The sequence below is a fragment of the Amycolatopsis sp. TNS106 genome, from assembly GCF_019330265.1.
Lineage (GTDB): Bacteria > Actinomycetota > Actinomycetes > Mycobacteriales > Pseudonocardiaceae > Amycolatopsis > Amycolatopsis lurida.
Genome location: NZ_CP024972.1, coordinates 4,260,419 through 4,275,035, shown reverse-complemented (window position 1 = coordinate 4,275,035; position 14,617 = coordinate 4,260,419). Strand labels below are relative to the sequence as shown.

General features: G+C 69.6%; 12 protein-coding genes. 8 read left to right on the top strand and 4 right to left on the bottom strand.

Annotation, left to right across the window (positions count from 1 at the left end; all coding sequences use genetic code 11):
* Positions 1-79 precede the first annotated feature (79 nt).
* Complete coding sequence (locus tag CVV72_RS19200; protein ID WP_219153648.1) at positions 80-1,354, top strand: NAD(P)/FAD-dependent oxidoreductase; 1,275 nt, start codon at positions 80-82, stop codon at positions 1,352-1,354.
* Here the strand turns inward: CVV72_RS19200 and argS are convergent.
* The 3 genes from argS to CVV72_RS19185 all read right to left on the bottom strand — a co-directional run bounded on the left by argS (position 1,349) and on the right by CVV72_RS19185 (position 6,628).
* Complete coding sequence (gene argS / locus CVV72_RS19195; RefSeq protein WP_219153647.1) at positions 1,349-3,073, bottom strand: arginine--tRNA ligase; 1,725 nt, start codon at positions 3,071-3,073, stop codon at positions 1,349-1,351. The genes CVV72_RS19200 and argS overlap by 6 nt on opposite strands.
* A gap of 72 nt (positions 3,074-3,145) precedes the next feature.
* Positions 3,146-4,432: an MFS transporter gene (locus CVV72_RS19190; RefSeq protein WP_219153646.1), complete on the bottom strand. Its 1,287-nt coding sequence runs from the start codon at positions 4,430-4,432 to the stop codon at positions 3,146-3,148.
* 90 nt (positions 4,433-4,522) lie between these two features.
* Entirely contained in the window at positions 4,523-6,628 is a 2,106-nt protein-coding gene (locus CVV72_RS19185; protein ID WP_219153645.1) for an ATP-dependent DNA helicase RecQ, read from the bottom strand.
* Between the two features lie 185 nt (positions 6,629-6,813).
* Between CVV72_RS19185 and nadD the strand changes: the two genes are divergently transcribed.
* The 7 genes from nadD to CVV72_RS19150 all read left to right on the top strand — a co-directional run bounded on the left by nadD (position 6,814) and on the right by CVV72_RS19150 (position 13,331).
* The gene (gene nadD / locus CVV72_RS19180) at positions 6,814-7,389 is read left to right on the top strand and encodes a nicotinate-nucleotide adenylyltransferase (RefSeq protein WP_034316286.1); all 576 of its coding nucleotides are present in this window, start codon (positions 6,814-6,816) and stop codon (positions 7,387-7,389) included.
* Positions 7,390-7,444: 55 nt separating this feature from the next.
* Complete coding sequence (gene rsfS, locus CVV72_RS19175; RefSeq protein ID WP_219153644.1) at positions 7,445-7,864, top strand: ribosome silencing factor; 420 nt, start codon at positions 7,445-7,447, stop codon at positions 7,862-7,864.
* Positions 7,861-8,475, top strand: a complete 615-nt coding sequence (locus tag CVV72_RS19170) for a histidine phosphatase family protein (protein WP_219153643.1) — start codon at positions 7,861-7,863, stop codon at positions 8,473-8,475. Before rsfS ends, CVV72_RS19170 begins: the two co-directional genes overlap by 4 nt.
* A gap of 3 nt (positions 8,476-8,478) precedes the next feature.
* Positions 8,479-9,204: a diglucosylglycerate octanoyltransferase gene (octT, locus tag CVV72_RS19165; protein WP_219153642.1), complete on the top strand. Its 726-nt coding sequence runs from the start codon at positions 8,479-8,481 to the stop codon at positions 9,202-9,204.
* A gap of 10 nt (positions 9,205-9,214) precedes the next feature.
* Complete coding sequence (locus CVV72_RS19160) at positions 9,215-10,060, top strand: DegV family protein (RefSeq protein ID WP_219153641.1); 846 nt, start codon at positions 9,215-9,217, stop codon at positions 10,058-10,060.
* A 146-nt stretch (positions 10,061-10,206) separates the two neighbouring features.
* Positions 10,207-10,929 carry a ComEA family DNA-binding protein gene (locus CVV72_RS19155; protein WP_219153640.1) on the top strand — a complete coding sequence of 241 codons (723 nt, stop codon included), beginning with the start codon at positions 10,207-10,209 and terminating at the stop codon, positions 10,927-10,929.
* Positions 10,926-13,331, top strand: a complete 2,406-nt coding sequence (locus tag CVV72_RS19150; protein ID WP_219153639.1) for a ComEC/Rec2 family competence protein — start codon at positions 10,926-10,928, stop codon at positions 13,329-13,331. The genes CVV72_RS19155 and CVV72_RS19150 overlap by 4 nt, the downstream gene beginning before the upstream one ends.
* A gap of 17 nt (positions 13,332-13,348) precedes the next feature.
* Here the strand turns inward: CVV72_RS19150 and thrC are convergent, their stop codons facing one another.
* On the bottom strand, positions 13,349-14,614 hold the full coding sequence (gene thrC / locus CVV72_RS19145; protein WP_219153638.1) for a threonine synthase: 1,266 nt from the start codon (positions 14,612-14,614) through the stop codon (positions 13,349-13,351).
* Between the last annotated feature and the right edge of the window lie 3 nt (positions 14,615-14,617).

Genomic DNA, 14,617 nt, shown 5'->3' with positions numbered 1-14,617 from the left:
CCGCTGACTCTTTCAAACGTATGGTTGACTTTATCATCCACATGGATGATAGTTGCCGGCGAAGAGAGAGGAGAAACCCGTGACCACGAGAATCGCGATCATCGGCGGCGGAACGGGCGGGCTCTGCTTGGCGCAGGGGTTGCGCAAGGCGGGGATCGACGTGTCCGTCTACGAGCGCAGCCGCACCCGGACCGAACGCCTGCAGGGCTATCGCGTGCACATCAATCCGCACGGTTCGGCCGCACTGCACGAATGCCTGCCGCCTGAGCTCTGGCAACGCTTTCTGGACACCACGGGAACCACGAGCGGCCCGTTCACCTTCGTCACCGAGCAGCTGCGGGACCTGATGGTGATCGACAGCGAGCTCACGTCGAGCCCTGATCCCGCTTCGAACCACCACTCGGTCAGCCGGATCAGCCTCCATCAGGTGCTGTCCGACGGGCTCGACGGAGTTCTGCACCACGGCAAGGAGTTCGTCGGCTACCGCCGTGAAGGCGAGGTGGTCGTCTGCGAGTTCGCCGACAGCGGCACCATCGAGGCCGACCTGGTCATCGGCGCCGACGGGGCCAATTCCCGGGTGCGCGAACAGTTCCTGCCCGAAGCCGGCCGGGTGGACACCGGGATCATCGCGATCGCGGGCAAACACCCCCTGACGGACAAGACCCGCAAGCGTTTGCCGTCCCGGCTCACCGACGGCCCGTGCATGGTGATGCCGCGTACCGGCGCGGGCCTGTTCACCGCACCGCACGAGCTGAGCGGCGCCTCGTCGGTCAACGACGATACCGCCGAATACGATCCTGTCCTGTTCGACAACACCTCGAGTTACGTCATGTGGGCGTTCGCGGCGGACAGCCGGCGCTATCCGGACGACCTGTCGTCCTTGACCGGGTCCGCACTGCGCTCCCAGGTGCTGGACCTGATCGACGGCTGGGCTCCCGCGTTCAAGGACCTGGTCGCCGGCTCACCTGAAGGGTCGGTGTCGCGGTTGCCGATCTTCACGTCGAAGCCCGTCGCTCCCTGGCCGCCGAGCAAGGTCACCCTGATCGGCGACGCGATCCACAGCATGACCCCGTTCCGCGGCATCGGGGCGAACACCGCCCTCCGGGACGCGCAATTGTTGTGCCGCAACCTCGTCGAAGCGCGGAAGACCGGCGCGGTGCGGTCCGCGGTCGCCGACTACGAGCAGCGGATGCGGGACTACGGCTTCGCGGCGGTGCGCGCCTCGGAACGCAGCGCCCGGCAGTTCGTGTCGGAGAACCGGGCGGGCCGCACGTTGGCACGAGGGATGTTCCGCTTCTTCCAGGCGGTCCCTCCGTTGAAGCGCAAGGTCTTCAGCGACCACGGCGACTCATAGCCGGGCGGGGGTGGAGATGCCGAGCAGGGACAAGCCCAGCGTCAGCGTCTTCGAGGTGAGCTCGGCCAGTAGCAGCCGCGAGTCGCGTACGCCGGGCCCTTCCGCGCCCAGCACCGGGCACTCTTCGTAGAACCGCGAGAACACGACCGCGGTTTCGTACAGGTAGGTGCACAGCTTGTGGGGGCGATACCCGGCGGTCGCCGCGCCCACCGCTTCGGGGAAGCGGGCCAGCGCGAGTGCGAGCGTTCGTTCCGCGGGATGGCCGAGCAGGATCCGCGCGCCGGTGAGGTCCTGGTCCGCCTTGGCCAGCACAGAGCGGATCCGCGCGTTGGCGTACTGCAGGTAGACCGACGTGTTCCCGTTCTTGGAGAGCATCCGGTCCCAGGAGAAGACGTAGTCACGTTCGCGATCACCCGAAAGATCGGCGTACTTGAGCGCGCCGATCCCGATCGCCTTGGCGACCTCTTCCCGCACGCCGGGGGAGAGGTCGCCCCGGCCGTCGATCACTTCGGCGGCGTGGGAGACCGCCTCGGTGAGCAGGTCGGAAAGACGGACCGACTCGCCTGCCCGGGTCTTCATGGCACGGCCGTCTTCACCGAGCACCGAACCGAACCCGATGTGCTCGGCCCGATGCTCGTCGCGGAGCCAACCGGCGGCCCGGCACACGGCGAACACCATCGCGAAGTGCTGCGCTTGCGGCGCGCCGACGACGTAGAGGAGGTCGGTCACCCCACGTTGTTCCGTCCAGTACCGCAGGGTCGCGAGATCGGTGGCCGCGTAGCCGTATCCACCGTCCCGCTTCCGCACGATGAGCGGCAGCGGATCGCCTTCCCGGTTACGGAAACCGTCGGGAAAGACGCAGACCGCGCCATCGCTGATCTCGGTCAGACCGACGGCGGCCAGATCGTCCACGACGGCGGCGAGAAACGGGTTGTAGAAGCTCTCGCCGTAGATGTCCTCATCGGCCAGGTCGATGCCGAGGAGTTCGTAGACCTGAGTGAAATGCCGTGTCGACTCGTCGACCAGACGCCGCCACAGCGACGATGTCCCATCGTCACCGCTTTGCAGGAGCACCACACGATTCCGTGACCGGGCCGCGAAGTCGTCGTCGTTTTCGAACTTCGACCGGGCGGCGCGGTAAAAGCCGTTGAGATCGCCGATCGTGTACGGACCCGACGGGCGCTCGTCGAGCAGGTGCTCGATCAGCATGCCGAACGGTGTACCCCAGTCGCCGAGATGGTTGTGCGGGATGACCTCATGACCGGCGAACCGGGCCAGCCGGGTGATCGCGTCGCCGATGACGGTCGACCGGAGGTGCCCGGCGTGCATTTCCTTCGCCACGTTCGGACTGCTGTAGTCGATGGCGATCCGCCGCGGCCGCGGCGTCACCGCGACACCCAGGCGTGGGTCACCATGGAGTGCCGTCGTCCGCTCTTCGAGCCAGGACGAGCGCAGTGTGAAGTTCAGGAAGCCCGGCCCCGCGACCTCGGGTGGCTCGGCGAGGTCGGCGACGTCGAGCCGCGCCACGATGTCAGCGGCGATCTCCCTCGGCGGCTTGCCGAGCCGCTTGCCGAGACTCATCGCGAGATCGCACTGATAGTCGACCCCGTCCTGCGCGGAGACCCGCACCAGTGTGGCCGGAGGTTCGATGTCGGTGACGTGGCGAAGGGCATCCACCACGCGTCGCGCCAATTCCTCGCTCACATCGCCGAACAACACGGTGCCCCTCCTTCGCGCTCGTCGTAAGAGCGCGAGGGTAGCCACCTCGCCGCGTCATCGGCGACGGAGTTTTCAACGCAGGTCGCTGCCCTTGGTCTCCGGCAAGGTGCGGATGACGAAGAACGCGATCACCGCGCCGGCGGCCACGTACCAGAAGAACAGCGTCGACAACCCCGCGTCGGACAGCGCCGTGAGCACCAGGGGAGCGGTCCCGCCGAACAACGCGACGGTCAGGTTGTACCAGGCACCGATACCCAGGCCGCGCAGTTCGGTGGGGAAGAGCTCGCTCATGATCGCGGGCGCGATCGACGTCATCGCCGTGTACAGGCAGAGCCCGACGCAGAACACGACCAGCAGGCCCGACAGCCCCGGCCTGACCAAAGTGGACAGCGGGACGATGAGGATCGCGGTCGCCGCCGCCCAGACGAGCAGCTGTGGCTTGCGGCCGAAGCGATCCGACAAGGCACCCATCGGGTACTGAAGCGCGACGAACAACGCCGTCGCGATCGACAACGCGAGGAACACGTCGACGTCGTCGGCCTTGCGGGTCTTGACCGCGAAGGAGGTCAGGGCGCTGAAGAACGTGTAGTAGCAAAGGGTCGACAGCATCGAGAAGCCCACGAGCTGCACGACGGCCCGCGGGTGCTCGCGAAGGGTGGTGCGCAGCGGACGTTCGACCCGGCGCGCCGTCGATTTCTTCTCCTCGAAGATCTCGGTCTCGGCGAGACTGCGCCGGAGCCACAGGCCGATGATGCCGAGAACACCGCCGAGCAGGAACGGGATCCGCCAGCCGTACGCGGTCAGATCCGCTTTGGACATCGTCCGTGCGAGCACGAACCCGAGGATCGAGGCGAGCAGGACGGCGGAACCGGTCGAGATGTAGAAGAAGGCGGAGTACCGGCCGCGGCGGGTGGGCGGTGCGATCTCCCCCAAGTACGCCGAAGCGTTGGAGACCTCACCGCCGAGCGAGAGTCCCTGAGCCACCCTGGCCAGCAGCAACAGGATCGGGGCCAGCCAGCCGACCTGATCGAACGTCGGCAGGAGGCCGATGGCCACCGATCCGCCCGCCATCAGCACGATGGTCAGGATCATCGCCGGCTTCCGCCCCCTGACGTCGGCGAACCGGCCGAGCAGCATCCCGCCGAGTGGCCGGAAGAAGAACGCCAACGCGTAGGTGGCGAAGGTGTTGATCAACGCCAGGGCTTCGTTGCCCTTCGGGAAGAACTCACTGGCGAAGTAGATGCTGAACGTCGCGTAGATGGTCCAGTCGAACCATTCCAGCGCGTTGCCGACACTGGCGGCGAACAACTTCTTCACCGGGAGCCGATGTCCCAGCCGCTCCGTCGTTGAGTCCGCCATCGGCACCTCCGTACTCGCGCGTGGACGGAACCTTGCCAGAAAGTTCCCGCGCGGGAAAGAACCTGTCGAATGTCGGGATCGGGCCCTCGGTCACGAGGTGCTGGCGAGCGCGAACGGCAGCACCGCACGGGCTCCCGCCTGGCGTAGCAAGCGTGCGGAGAGCGTCATCGTCCATCCGGTGTCGATGAGGTCGTCGACCAGCAGGATCGGGCCGTCGGCCGCGGCCACTCGTGCCGACAGGTCCTCGGGGAGGCTGAGGCGTTTCCACAGATCGGCAAGCCGTTGCGCGCTGTTGGCCTGACGCGGGGGCGGCCCCGCCGAGGCGACGGCGCCCAGGTACTCCAGGCGTCCGATCGAGGCCAGCTTCGTTGCCACGCTGTGGACCAGCTGAGGTCGCGTGGCGGAGGGCACTTCCACCACTGCCACGGGGCGCTCCGCCCACTGCCAGCCCTTGAGCACTTCGATACAGGCTTGGAAGACGGCGTCGGGAAGCTCGGCGTCCGCCGCGGACGGACCGACGAGTTCGCGCAGCCGCGTGCCCCATCCGACGTCGGTCACCCGGCCGACGACCTGGCCGGTTTCGGCCTGCTCGCCCGCCGGCAGCCGCCCGGAGAGCGGGACGTCCAGCCCGGCCATCCCGGTCGGCCACATCTTCCGCGGCGCGACCTCGACCCCAGGGCGGCGCAGCCGTTGCCGCGTGGCGTCGACGACGTCGTCGGAAATCGTGGTGTCCCAATGCTTTCCGGTGCAGTTGTCACAACGTCCGCAAGGGGTGGCTTCGGGATCGTCGAGCTGCTTCCGCAGGAACTCCATGCGGCAGCCGGTGGTCTCCAAATACGCCAGCATGGCGTTCTGTTCGTTGGTCCGCGCCGCGCTTACTCGCGCGTAGCGTTCCTTGTCGTAGCGCCACTCTTCCCCGGTGCCTTCCCATCCGCCCTTCACCCGGCGGACGGCGCCGTCGACGTCCAGCACCTTCAGGACCATCTCCAGCCGGGACCGCGAGAGCTCGACGAACGGTTCGAGCGCCGGTGTCGACAGTGGGCGGTCCGCGTACGCCAGCGCGTTGAGCACCTGGGTCACCCGGAGTTCGTCCGGGAACGCCAGCGAACCGAAGTACGCCCAGATGTCCTTGTCCTCGTGGCCCGGCAAGAGGATCACTTCGGCGCGGTCGACGCCACGTCCGGCACGGCCGACCTGCTGGTAGTACGCGATCGGCGAGGACGGGGCGCCAAGATGGACCACGAAGCCCAGGTCCGGCTTGTCGAATCCCATGCCCAGCGCCGAAGTCGCCACCAAGGCCTTGACGTTGTTGTTCAGCAGATCGTCTTCGGCCGCCTGCCGGTCCGCCGGATCGGTCTTCCCGGTGTAGGCGGCGACCGGGTAACCGCGCTCGGTCAGCAACCCCGCGACGTCGTGCGCGGCGGCGACGGTGAGCGTGTAGATGATCCCGGAGCCCGGCAACTCCGCCAGGTGTTCGGCCAGCCAGGCGAGCCGGGCCTGCGACGTCGGCAGCTTGGCCACCGACAGATGCAGGCTTTCGCGGTCCAGGCTGCCGCGCAGGACGAGGGTGTCGCCCCCGTTGCCGATGCCGAGCTGCTCGGCGACGTCGGTCGCCACGCGGTCGTTCGCGGTCGCGGTGGTGGCGAGCACCGGGACGCCATCGGGCAGGTCCTTCAGCAGTGTGCGCAGCCGCCGGTAATCCGGACGGAAGTCATGGCCCCAGTCCGAGATGCAGTGCGCCTCGTCGACCACGAGCAGGCCGGCGGTCGCGGTCAGCTTCGGAAGGACGGTGTCGCGGAAGTCCGGGTTGTTGAGCCGCTCCGGGCTGACCAGGAGGACGTCGACCTCGCCTGCCGCGATCGCCGCCTGGACCTGATCCCACTCCTGCGGGTTCGCGGAGTTCATCGTGGCCGCGTGGATACCCGCCCGCGCCGCCGCGGAGATCTGGTTGCGCATCAGCGCGAGCAGCGGCGAGATGATCACCGTCGGGCCGTTGCCGCGTTCCCGCAGCAACGCGGTGGCCAGGAAGTACACCGCGGACTTCCCCCAGCCGGTGCGCTGCACGACGAGTGCGCGACGGCTGTGCGCGACCAGCGCCTCGATGGCCGTCCACTGGTCGTCACGCAGGCGGGCCCCTTCGCCCGCCAACGACTGGAGGAGGGTCTCGGCGCGATCCCGGAGAGTCGATGTGTCCACGTCCCCACCTCTACCCCATGCCACCGACGAAGTCGCGATCGGCATGTCGTGAACGGACCGTTCATCCATCGAACGGACGGTAATGTGATCCAGATCACCACCGGTCGGTGGGGTCGGCGATCCGAGCATGGAGCCGCGAGCGCTGTATAGGCTCACGACCCATGTCACCACGCAGGATCGGGGTCATGGGCGGCACGTTCGACCCCATTCACCACGGGCACCTCGTCGCGGCCAGTGAGGTCCAGGCACGGTTCGCGCTCGACGAGGTCATCTTCGTGCCCACCGGTCAGCCGTGGCAGAAGTCCGACAGGGTGGTCACCCGCGCCGAGGACCGCTACCTGATGACGGTGATCGCGACGGCGTCCAACCCCGTGTTCTCGGTCAGCCGCGTCGACATCGACCGCGTCGGGCAGACCTACACCGTCGACACCTTGCGCGACCTGCGTGCCGAGTACCCGGACGACCAGCTGTTCTTCATCACCGGCGCCGACGCGCTCGAACAGATCCTCACCTGGCGCAACGCCGACGAACTGTTCGACCTGGCGCATTTCATCGGCGTCACCAGGCCCGGCTACCGCCTCAATTCGCAGCATCTGCCGAGCGGGAAGGTGAGCCTGGTCGAAGTGACCGCGATGGCGATCTCGTCCACCGCGTGCCGCGAGCGCGTCGAAGGCGGGGAACCGGTCTGGTACCTCGTCCCCGACGGTGTGGTGCGCTACATCGCCAAAAAGGACCTCTATCGGAAAGACCGGGGTGCCTGACCGGGTACCCTCGTCGGGCGCACCCGCGAGTAAGACCATCTGTTTGAGGAGAACTGTGACAGCCACGTCCGAGGCACGAGAGCTGGCCGTAGCGGCCGCCCATGCGGCGGCGGACAAGAAGGCGAGCGACGTGGTCGTGCTGGACGTGTCCGACCAGCTGGTGATCACCGACGCCTTCGTCATCGCGTCCGCGCCCAACGAACGCCAGGTCGGCGCCATCGTCGACAACGTCGAGGAGCAGCTCCGGCTCGGTGGGCACAAGCCCGTCCGCCGTGAGGGCGCCCGCGAGGGCCGCTGGGTCCTGCTGGACTACGTCGACGTCGTCATCCACGTCCAGCACCAGGAGGAACGCTCCTTCTACGGTCTCGAGCGGCTCTGGAAGGACTGCCCGCGGATCGAGGTCGCCGGTCTGGCAGCGCCGGATCATCAGGACCCAGCCGAGGAGGACCCCGCCGACGCGCAAGGCGCCCCGTGAGCCCGCGGCGGCTGGTGCTCTGGCGCCACGGTGAGACCGATTACAACGCGGCCGGCCGGATGCAGGGGCATCTGGACTCCGCGCTGACCCCGGTCGGCTGGAACCAGGCCAGGTTCGCCGTGCCCGCGCTCGCCCGGTTCTCACCGGATCTGGTGATCGCCTCGGATCTGCGCCGCGCGACCGACACGGCCACCGTGCTCACCGAGGCCATCGGCGTCCCGCTGCGGATCGACAAGCGTCTTCGGGAAACCCATCTGGGTGAATGGCAGGGCTTCACCGGACAGCAGGTCGACGAGACGTACCCCGGGGAGCGCGCACGCTGGCGCGTCGACGCGACATGGGCCCCGCCGGGCGGCGAGTCGCGGGTGGACGTCGCCGAACGTGCGATGGAGGTCGTCGCGGACCTGGACCAGCCCAATTCCGACGCCGGTGACGCGGTACTGCTGGCCACGCACGGCGGCCTGATCATCGCGCTGACCGCGAAACTGCTCGGCCTGCCGGTCGCGTCCTGGCCTTCGCTGGGCGGGATCGCGAACTGTCACTGGGTCGAGCTGACCCGGCGCGACGGCAACTGGCGGCTGGCCGCCTACAACGCGGGCATCACCGGCTGACCCATGGCCCCGCGCCTGCTGGTGTTCGGCGATTCCCTCAGCTTCCACGGCCCGGACGGCCCGCACGCCGCCGACGACGCGCGTCTGTGGCCCAACATCGCCGCCGAAGCGCTCGGAGGCGCCGCGGACCTCGTCGCCGGGTTCGGCTGGAATGCCCGTGACGCCTGGTGGTCGTTGATCGGTGACCCGCGTGTCTGGGCCGATCTCCATCACGTCGACGCCGTCGTGCTGGCCGTCGGCAGCATGGACACCCTGCCCTCGCCGCTGCCCACCTACCTGCGCACCGGTCTCCGCTATCTGCGGCCCGACCCGCTGCGACGCGTGGCGCGCAAGGCGTATCTGGCCGCTCAGCCGCGGCTCGCGATCGCCCTCCGCGGACGTCCGGTGGTGCTGCCGTCGAAACTCACCGTCCACTATCTCGACACCGCTGTCGGAGCTTTGCGCACGCTGCGCCCGGAGCTGCCGATCTTCGGCATGCTGCCCTCCGTGCATCGCTCCGACTCGTACGGCCGCGTCCACACCGCCCGCCCCGGTGCCGCGGCGGCCCTCGCCGCCTGGGGGCGGCGCGCGCACGTACCGCTGCTGGATCTCGAGGCGGTCGTCGGTGACCACGTGCTGAGCGGGCGGGGCAATCCGGACGGGATGCACTGGGGGTGGGAGGGACATGCCGCCGTCGGCGCGGAAATGGCCAGCCTGATGGCCCCGGTGCTCCGTCCCGCGGCAACGTAGGCTGACTGCCGTGTCGGTCGCCGTAGTCACGGATTCCACCGCCCACCTGCCGGAAGGCTTCGCCGAACGGAACGGGATCCGGGTGGTCCCGCTGCATGTCCTCGTGGACGGTGTCGTTTTCCTCGACGGCGTCGAAATGGGCCCCGCCGCTCTGGCCGAGGCGCTCGGCAAACGCAGGCTGGTGACGACGTCCCGGCCGACGCCCGCCGAATTCGTCAAGGAGTTCCGGGCGGCGCTGGCCGAGGGCGCGGACGCCGTCGTGTCGGTGCACCTGTCCCGTGAGTTGTCCGGGACCTGGGAGGCCGCGGTGCTCGCGGCCCAGGAGGTCGGACCGGACAAGGTGCGCGTGGTCGATTCGCGCAGCACCGCGATGGGGCTCGGCTTCGCCGCTCTGCGCGCGGCGAGCGCCGCCGCGGCCGGGGCGGAACCAGCCGAGGTGGAGGCCGCCGCGGTCGACGCGGTGGGCCGCTCGGAGACCCTGTTCGCCGTCGAAACCCTCGAATACCTGCGCCGCGGCGGGCGAATCGGCCCGGCGGCGGCCTTGCTCGGCACGGCGCTCGCGGTGAAACCGGTGCTACACATGTCCGAAGGCCGGATCCAGCCGTTGGAGAAGGTGCGGACGATGAATCGTGCGGTGGGACGGCTGGTCGAACTCGCCGTGAAAGCGGCCGAAGGCGGGCTCGCCGAAATCGCCGTCCACCACCTCGCTTCGCCCGAGCGTGCCGTCGAACTGGCCAACCGGCTCGAGGAGGCCATCAACTGCCCGGACGGGTGCGTGGTCTCGGAGATCGGCGCCGTCATCGGGGCCCACACCGGCCCCGGCGTGCTCGGCGTCGTGATCCAGCGAGCGGGTTGAGGAAACCGTCCAGGGTCCCATAGGACGCCGACGGAAACCGGTGATCCGGTCTCGGCCGGGGCCGGGTTGTCCACAACACCCCACTTGTCCACAGCCTCGGGATTCACCACTGCCGCCCGCCCCTCCCGCTCCGTAGCGTCGTTCATGTGTTCGACCAAACCGCCCGTTCATCGGGACCCTCCGTCAACGCCAGGCTGGCGTGGCTGGCAGCGCAGCTGTCGTCGCCCACCCAGGGCCCGCCCGCGGGCAGGCTCGTACGCCGCTGGGTGCCCGCCCGGTTCACGGCGGACGGGATTCCGGTGAATCGGCGGTGGCTCGCCGTGGCGGCCGTGCTGATCGCGGTGGCCGTGATCGTGACCGGCGCGATCGCCTTGTTCGGACACCGGCCGGGGGCGGAGACCCCGCCGCCCCTGCCATCGGCGAAGGCCGCCGGAGACGTCCCCGCCGCGGCGGGCAAGGCGCCTCTGGTGGTCAGCGTCGTCGGCCGGGTCCTCAAACCCGGCCTGGTCACGGTCCCTCCGGGCGCACGGGTCGCCGATGCCCTCTCGGCGGCCGGTGGGGCACAGCCCGGAACGGACCTGACCGGAGTGAATCTGGCCCGGCGGCTCACCGACGGCGAGCAGGTGGCTGTCGGCGTCTCCGTTCCCGCCGCGGCGGGAACGGCGGCACCGCCGGGGAAGCTCGACCTGAACTCGGCCACGGCCGAGCAACTCGACACCCTGCCCGGGGTCGGCGAAGTGATGGCGAAACGCATCGTCGACTGGCGGTCCGGGCACGGCGGGTTCACCAGTGTCGAGCAACTCCGTGACGTAGAAGGGATCGGCGAAAGCAAATATCGAAAGCTCAGGGAAGTGGTGTCCGTCGGATGAACCCGTCCGCCGATCCGTCCGAAGTGGACACCGCGTCGTGGCGAGGGCAGGACCTACGGCTGATACCGGCCGCGGTGACTGTCTGGCTCGGCACTCTTTCCGGGCTGTTGGGCGGCTGGTGGATCACGATGCTCTGCGGTGCGGCCGCCGTGGTGCTCGCGATCGCCGCCGGTGTCCGTGCCCGCCGGACGGCGTCCCGGTGGGTGGCGGGCTTGGGTGCCCTGGCGGTCCTCGGCGTGCTCACCGCCGGTCCGGTGGCGCTGAGGATCCGGGCCGCCGAGCACGACGATCTCCGTGCCGCCGCCGCACGGGGGAGTGACGTCACCGCGAGGGTGGTGGTCACCGAGCGGCCACGTCCGGTCCGCGGTGCCGGATACGCCGACCGCCGGGCAGGCACCCGCCTGGTGGTCATCGCCGCGGCGGTGGACACCGCGGTGGCGGGTGAGCGGGTGGTGGATTCGTCCGGCCGGATCCTCCTGCTCGCCCCCGCCGAGGGGTGGACGGACCTGTTGCCCGGGCAGCAGGCCACCGCCTCAGGGCGGCTCGCGCCGTCGAAGGGGGCCGAACTGACGGTCGCGGTCCTCTCGGTCCGAGGCCCGCCGTCGGCCCTCGGACCGGCGCCTTGGTGGCAGCGAGCCGCGGAATCGCTGCGTGCCGGGCTCCGGGAGCTGTGCGCCGTCCTCCCGGAGGAGCAGACCGGTCTCGTGCCCGGGCTGGTCGTGGGGGACACGAGCACACTCTCCCCGAGGGTCGAACGCGAGTTCACGGACTCCGGCATGTCCCACCTGATGGCCGTGAGCGGTGGGAACGTGGCGATCGTCTGCGGCTCGATTCTGCTCCTGCTGAGAGTGCTCCGCGTCGGGCCGCGGACCTCCGCCGCCGCGGCCGCCGCGGGGCTCGCGGGGTTCGTGGTCCTCGCCGGGCCCGCGCCCAGCGTGCTCCGCGCCGGGGTAATGGGGGCGGTCGGGCTGCTGGCGCTGGCACTGGGGCGCCGCGGGTCGGCGCTGCCCGCGCTGGCGTTCGCGGTGGCGGGGCTCGTCGTGGCCGACCCCGCGATGGCCGCCGACTTCGGGTTCGCGCTTTCGGTACTGGCCACGGCCGGTCTGGTACTGCTGGCGCCGAGGTGGGCGGAATGGCTGGTCGGACGCGGTGTCCCGGCCGGCTACGCCGAGGGACTGACCATCCCGCTGGCCGCGTTCGTGGTGACGACGCCGGTCATCGCGGGCATGGCGGGATCGGTCAGTCTCGTCTCGGTGGTGACCAACGTGCTCGCCGCGCCGGTGGTGGCCCCCGCCACCGTGTTCGGCGTGCTCGCCACCGTTGTCGGCCCTTGGTGGCCGTCGGCGGGAAGACTGCTGGTCCGCCTGACCGAACCCGAGGCGAGCTGGCTCATCACCGTGGCCCGCCACGGCGCCCGTGCACCGGGGGCGGTGATGGACTGGCCGGCTGGCTGGTGGGGCGGGCTTCTGGCGGCTGGACTGCTTGTCGTCCTGCTCGTCGCCATCCGGCTGCGGCACGCCAGGATCCTCCTGGCGGTCGCGTTGGCCACCGGGCTGCTCGTCTTCGTACCGGTGCGGGTGCTGGCCCCGGCGTGGCCGCCGGCGTCGTGGAGTGCCGTCGCCTGCGACGTCGGGCAGGGTGATGCCGTCGTCCTCGCCACCGGCGAGCAAGGACGGGCCGTTCTGGTCGACACCGGGCCGGAACCGGGACCGGTCGACGAATGCCTGAGCAGGCTCGGCGTCGACCGGCTGCCGCTGATCGTGCTGAGTCATCTGCACGCAGACCACATCGGCGGCCTCGAATCCGTTTTCGAGGGCAGGTCGGTCGGTGCGGTCGCGGTGGGACCCGGCCGGGCGCCGGCCTGGGCGTGGCAGCAGGTCGCGGGCGAGACCGCGCGCCGCGGGATTCCCTTGCTGGAGCTGGAGATCGGGCAACGGCTGGACTGGCCGCGGTTGTCGCTGGACGTACTGGGGCCGCGGTACGTCACCAGCCGATCGGTCCGCGAACAGGACGGCACGGTGATCAACAACGGCTCCGTCGTCCTGCGCGCCGGGACCCCGGCGGGCCGGGTGCTGCTGACGGGCGACATCGAGCTTGCCGCGCAGGCCGACCTGATGGCCGAGGGTGCCGAACTGCGTGCCGAGATACTGAAGGTTCCGCACCACGGAAGCCGTTACACGGCACCGGATTTTCTCAACGCCGTCGCGCCGCGGGCGGCGTTGGTGAGCGTCGGCGCCGGAAACACCTACGGGCATCCGAACAAGTCCACTTTGGACAACCTGGTGGCCGTCGGCGCGTCGGTCGCCAGGACGGACACGGACGGCGACACAGCCGTCCTCGCCGACGCGCGAGGCCTCGCCCTGGTACGCCGGGGTGAGCCCCGCGGCCCGCCTCGTTCTTGAGACGGGCCGCCGGGAACTCAGATGCCCAGAGCTTCGCGGACCGCGTCGGCCGAGGCGCTGACGGTGGCCTTGGGGCCGATCTTGTCCTCGACGGCGTCGAGGGTCTTGAGGCCGTCACCGGTGATCAGCAGGACGATTTCCTCGTCCGGGTTGAGCTTGCCGGTCTCGATGAGCTTCTTGGCCGTCGCGACGGTGACGCCGCCGGCGGTCTCGGTGAAGATGCCCTCGGTACGGGCGAGCAGCCGGATGCCTTCGACGACCTCTTCGTCGGTGACGTCTTCGATCGCGCCACCGGTGCGGTTGACGACGTCGAGGACGTAGGGGCCGTCGGCCGGGTTCCCGATCGCCAGCGAGCGGGCGATCGTGTCCGGCTTGACCGGCTGGACGACGTCGTGCCCCGCGCGGAAGGCCGCCGAGACGGGGGAACAGCCGGTGGCCTGTGCGCCGAACACCTTGTACGGCGTCTCGTCGACGAGGCCGAGCTGCCCGAACTCACGGAAACCCTTGTCCACCTTGGTGAGCTGGGAACCGGAGGCGATCGGCACCACGATCTGGGACGGAAGCCGCCAGCCGAGCTGCTCGGCGACCTCGAAGGCCAGCGTCTTGGAGCCTTCCGAGTAGTAGGGCCGGACGTTCACATTGACGAACGCCCAGCTCTCCTGCTCGGCGGCGAGCTGGGTGGCGAGCCGGTTCACGTCGTCGTAGTTGCCGTCGACCGCGATCAGGTCACCGTCGTACACGGCGGTGGTCAGGATCTTGGCCCGTTCCAGGGTCTTCGGGATCAGCACGACCGACCGCCAGCCCGCACGGGCCGCCGCGGCGGCGACGGCGTTGGCCAGGTTGCCGGTCGAGGGACAGGCGAGCACGTCGAACCCGAACTCGCGAGCGGCGGCCAAAGCGACGGCGACCACGCGGTCCTTGAACGAGTGAGTGGGGTTGCCGGTGTCGTCCTTGACCCAGACCTTCTTGACGCCCAAGGCTTTGGCGAGCCTGTCGGCCTGGATGAGCCGGGTGGCGCCGGGTTCGGTGTTGGGGACCTCTTCGACGTTCGAGGGAACGGGAAGGAGTTTCTTGTAGCGCCAGATGTTCTTCGGTCCGGCTTCGATGTCCTCGCGGCGCACGCGGCCGAAGTCGTAGGCGACTTCGAGCGGCGAGAAGTCCTCGGCGGAAACGAATTCGGGGGCGAGCGGCTGCCGGTGTCCCTCTTCCTTCGACACCAGTTCGACGGCCGGTCCGAGATCCGGGGTCTTGGTGGTGGAGGTCGTGCCGAGGGTTGCGGTCATCGC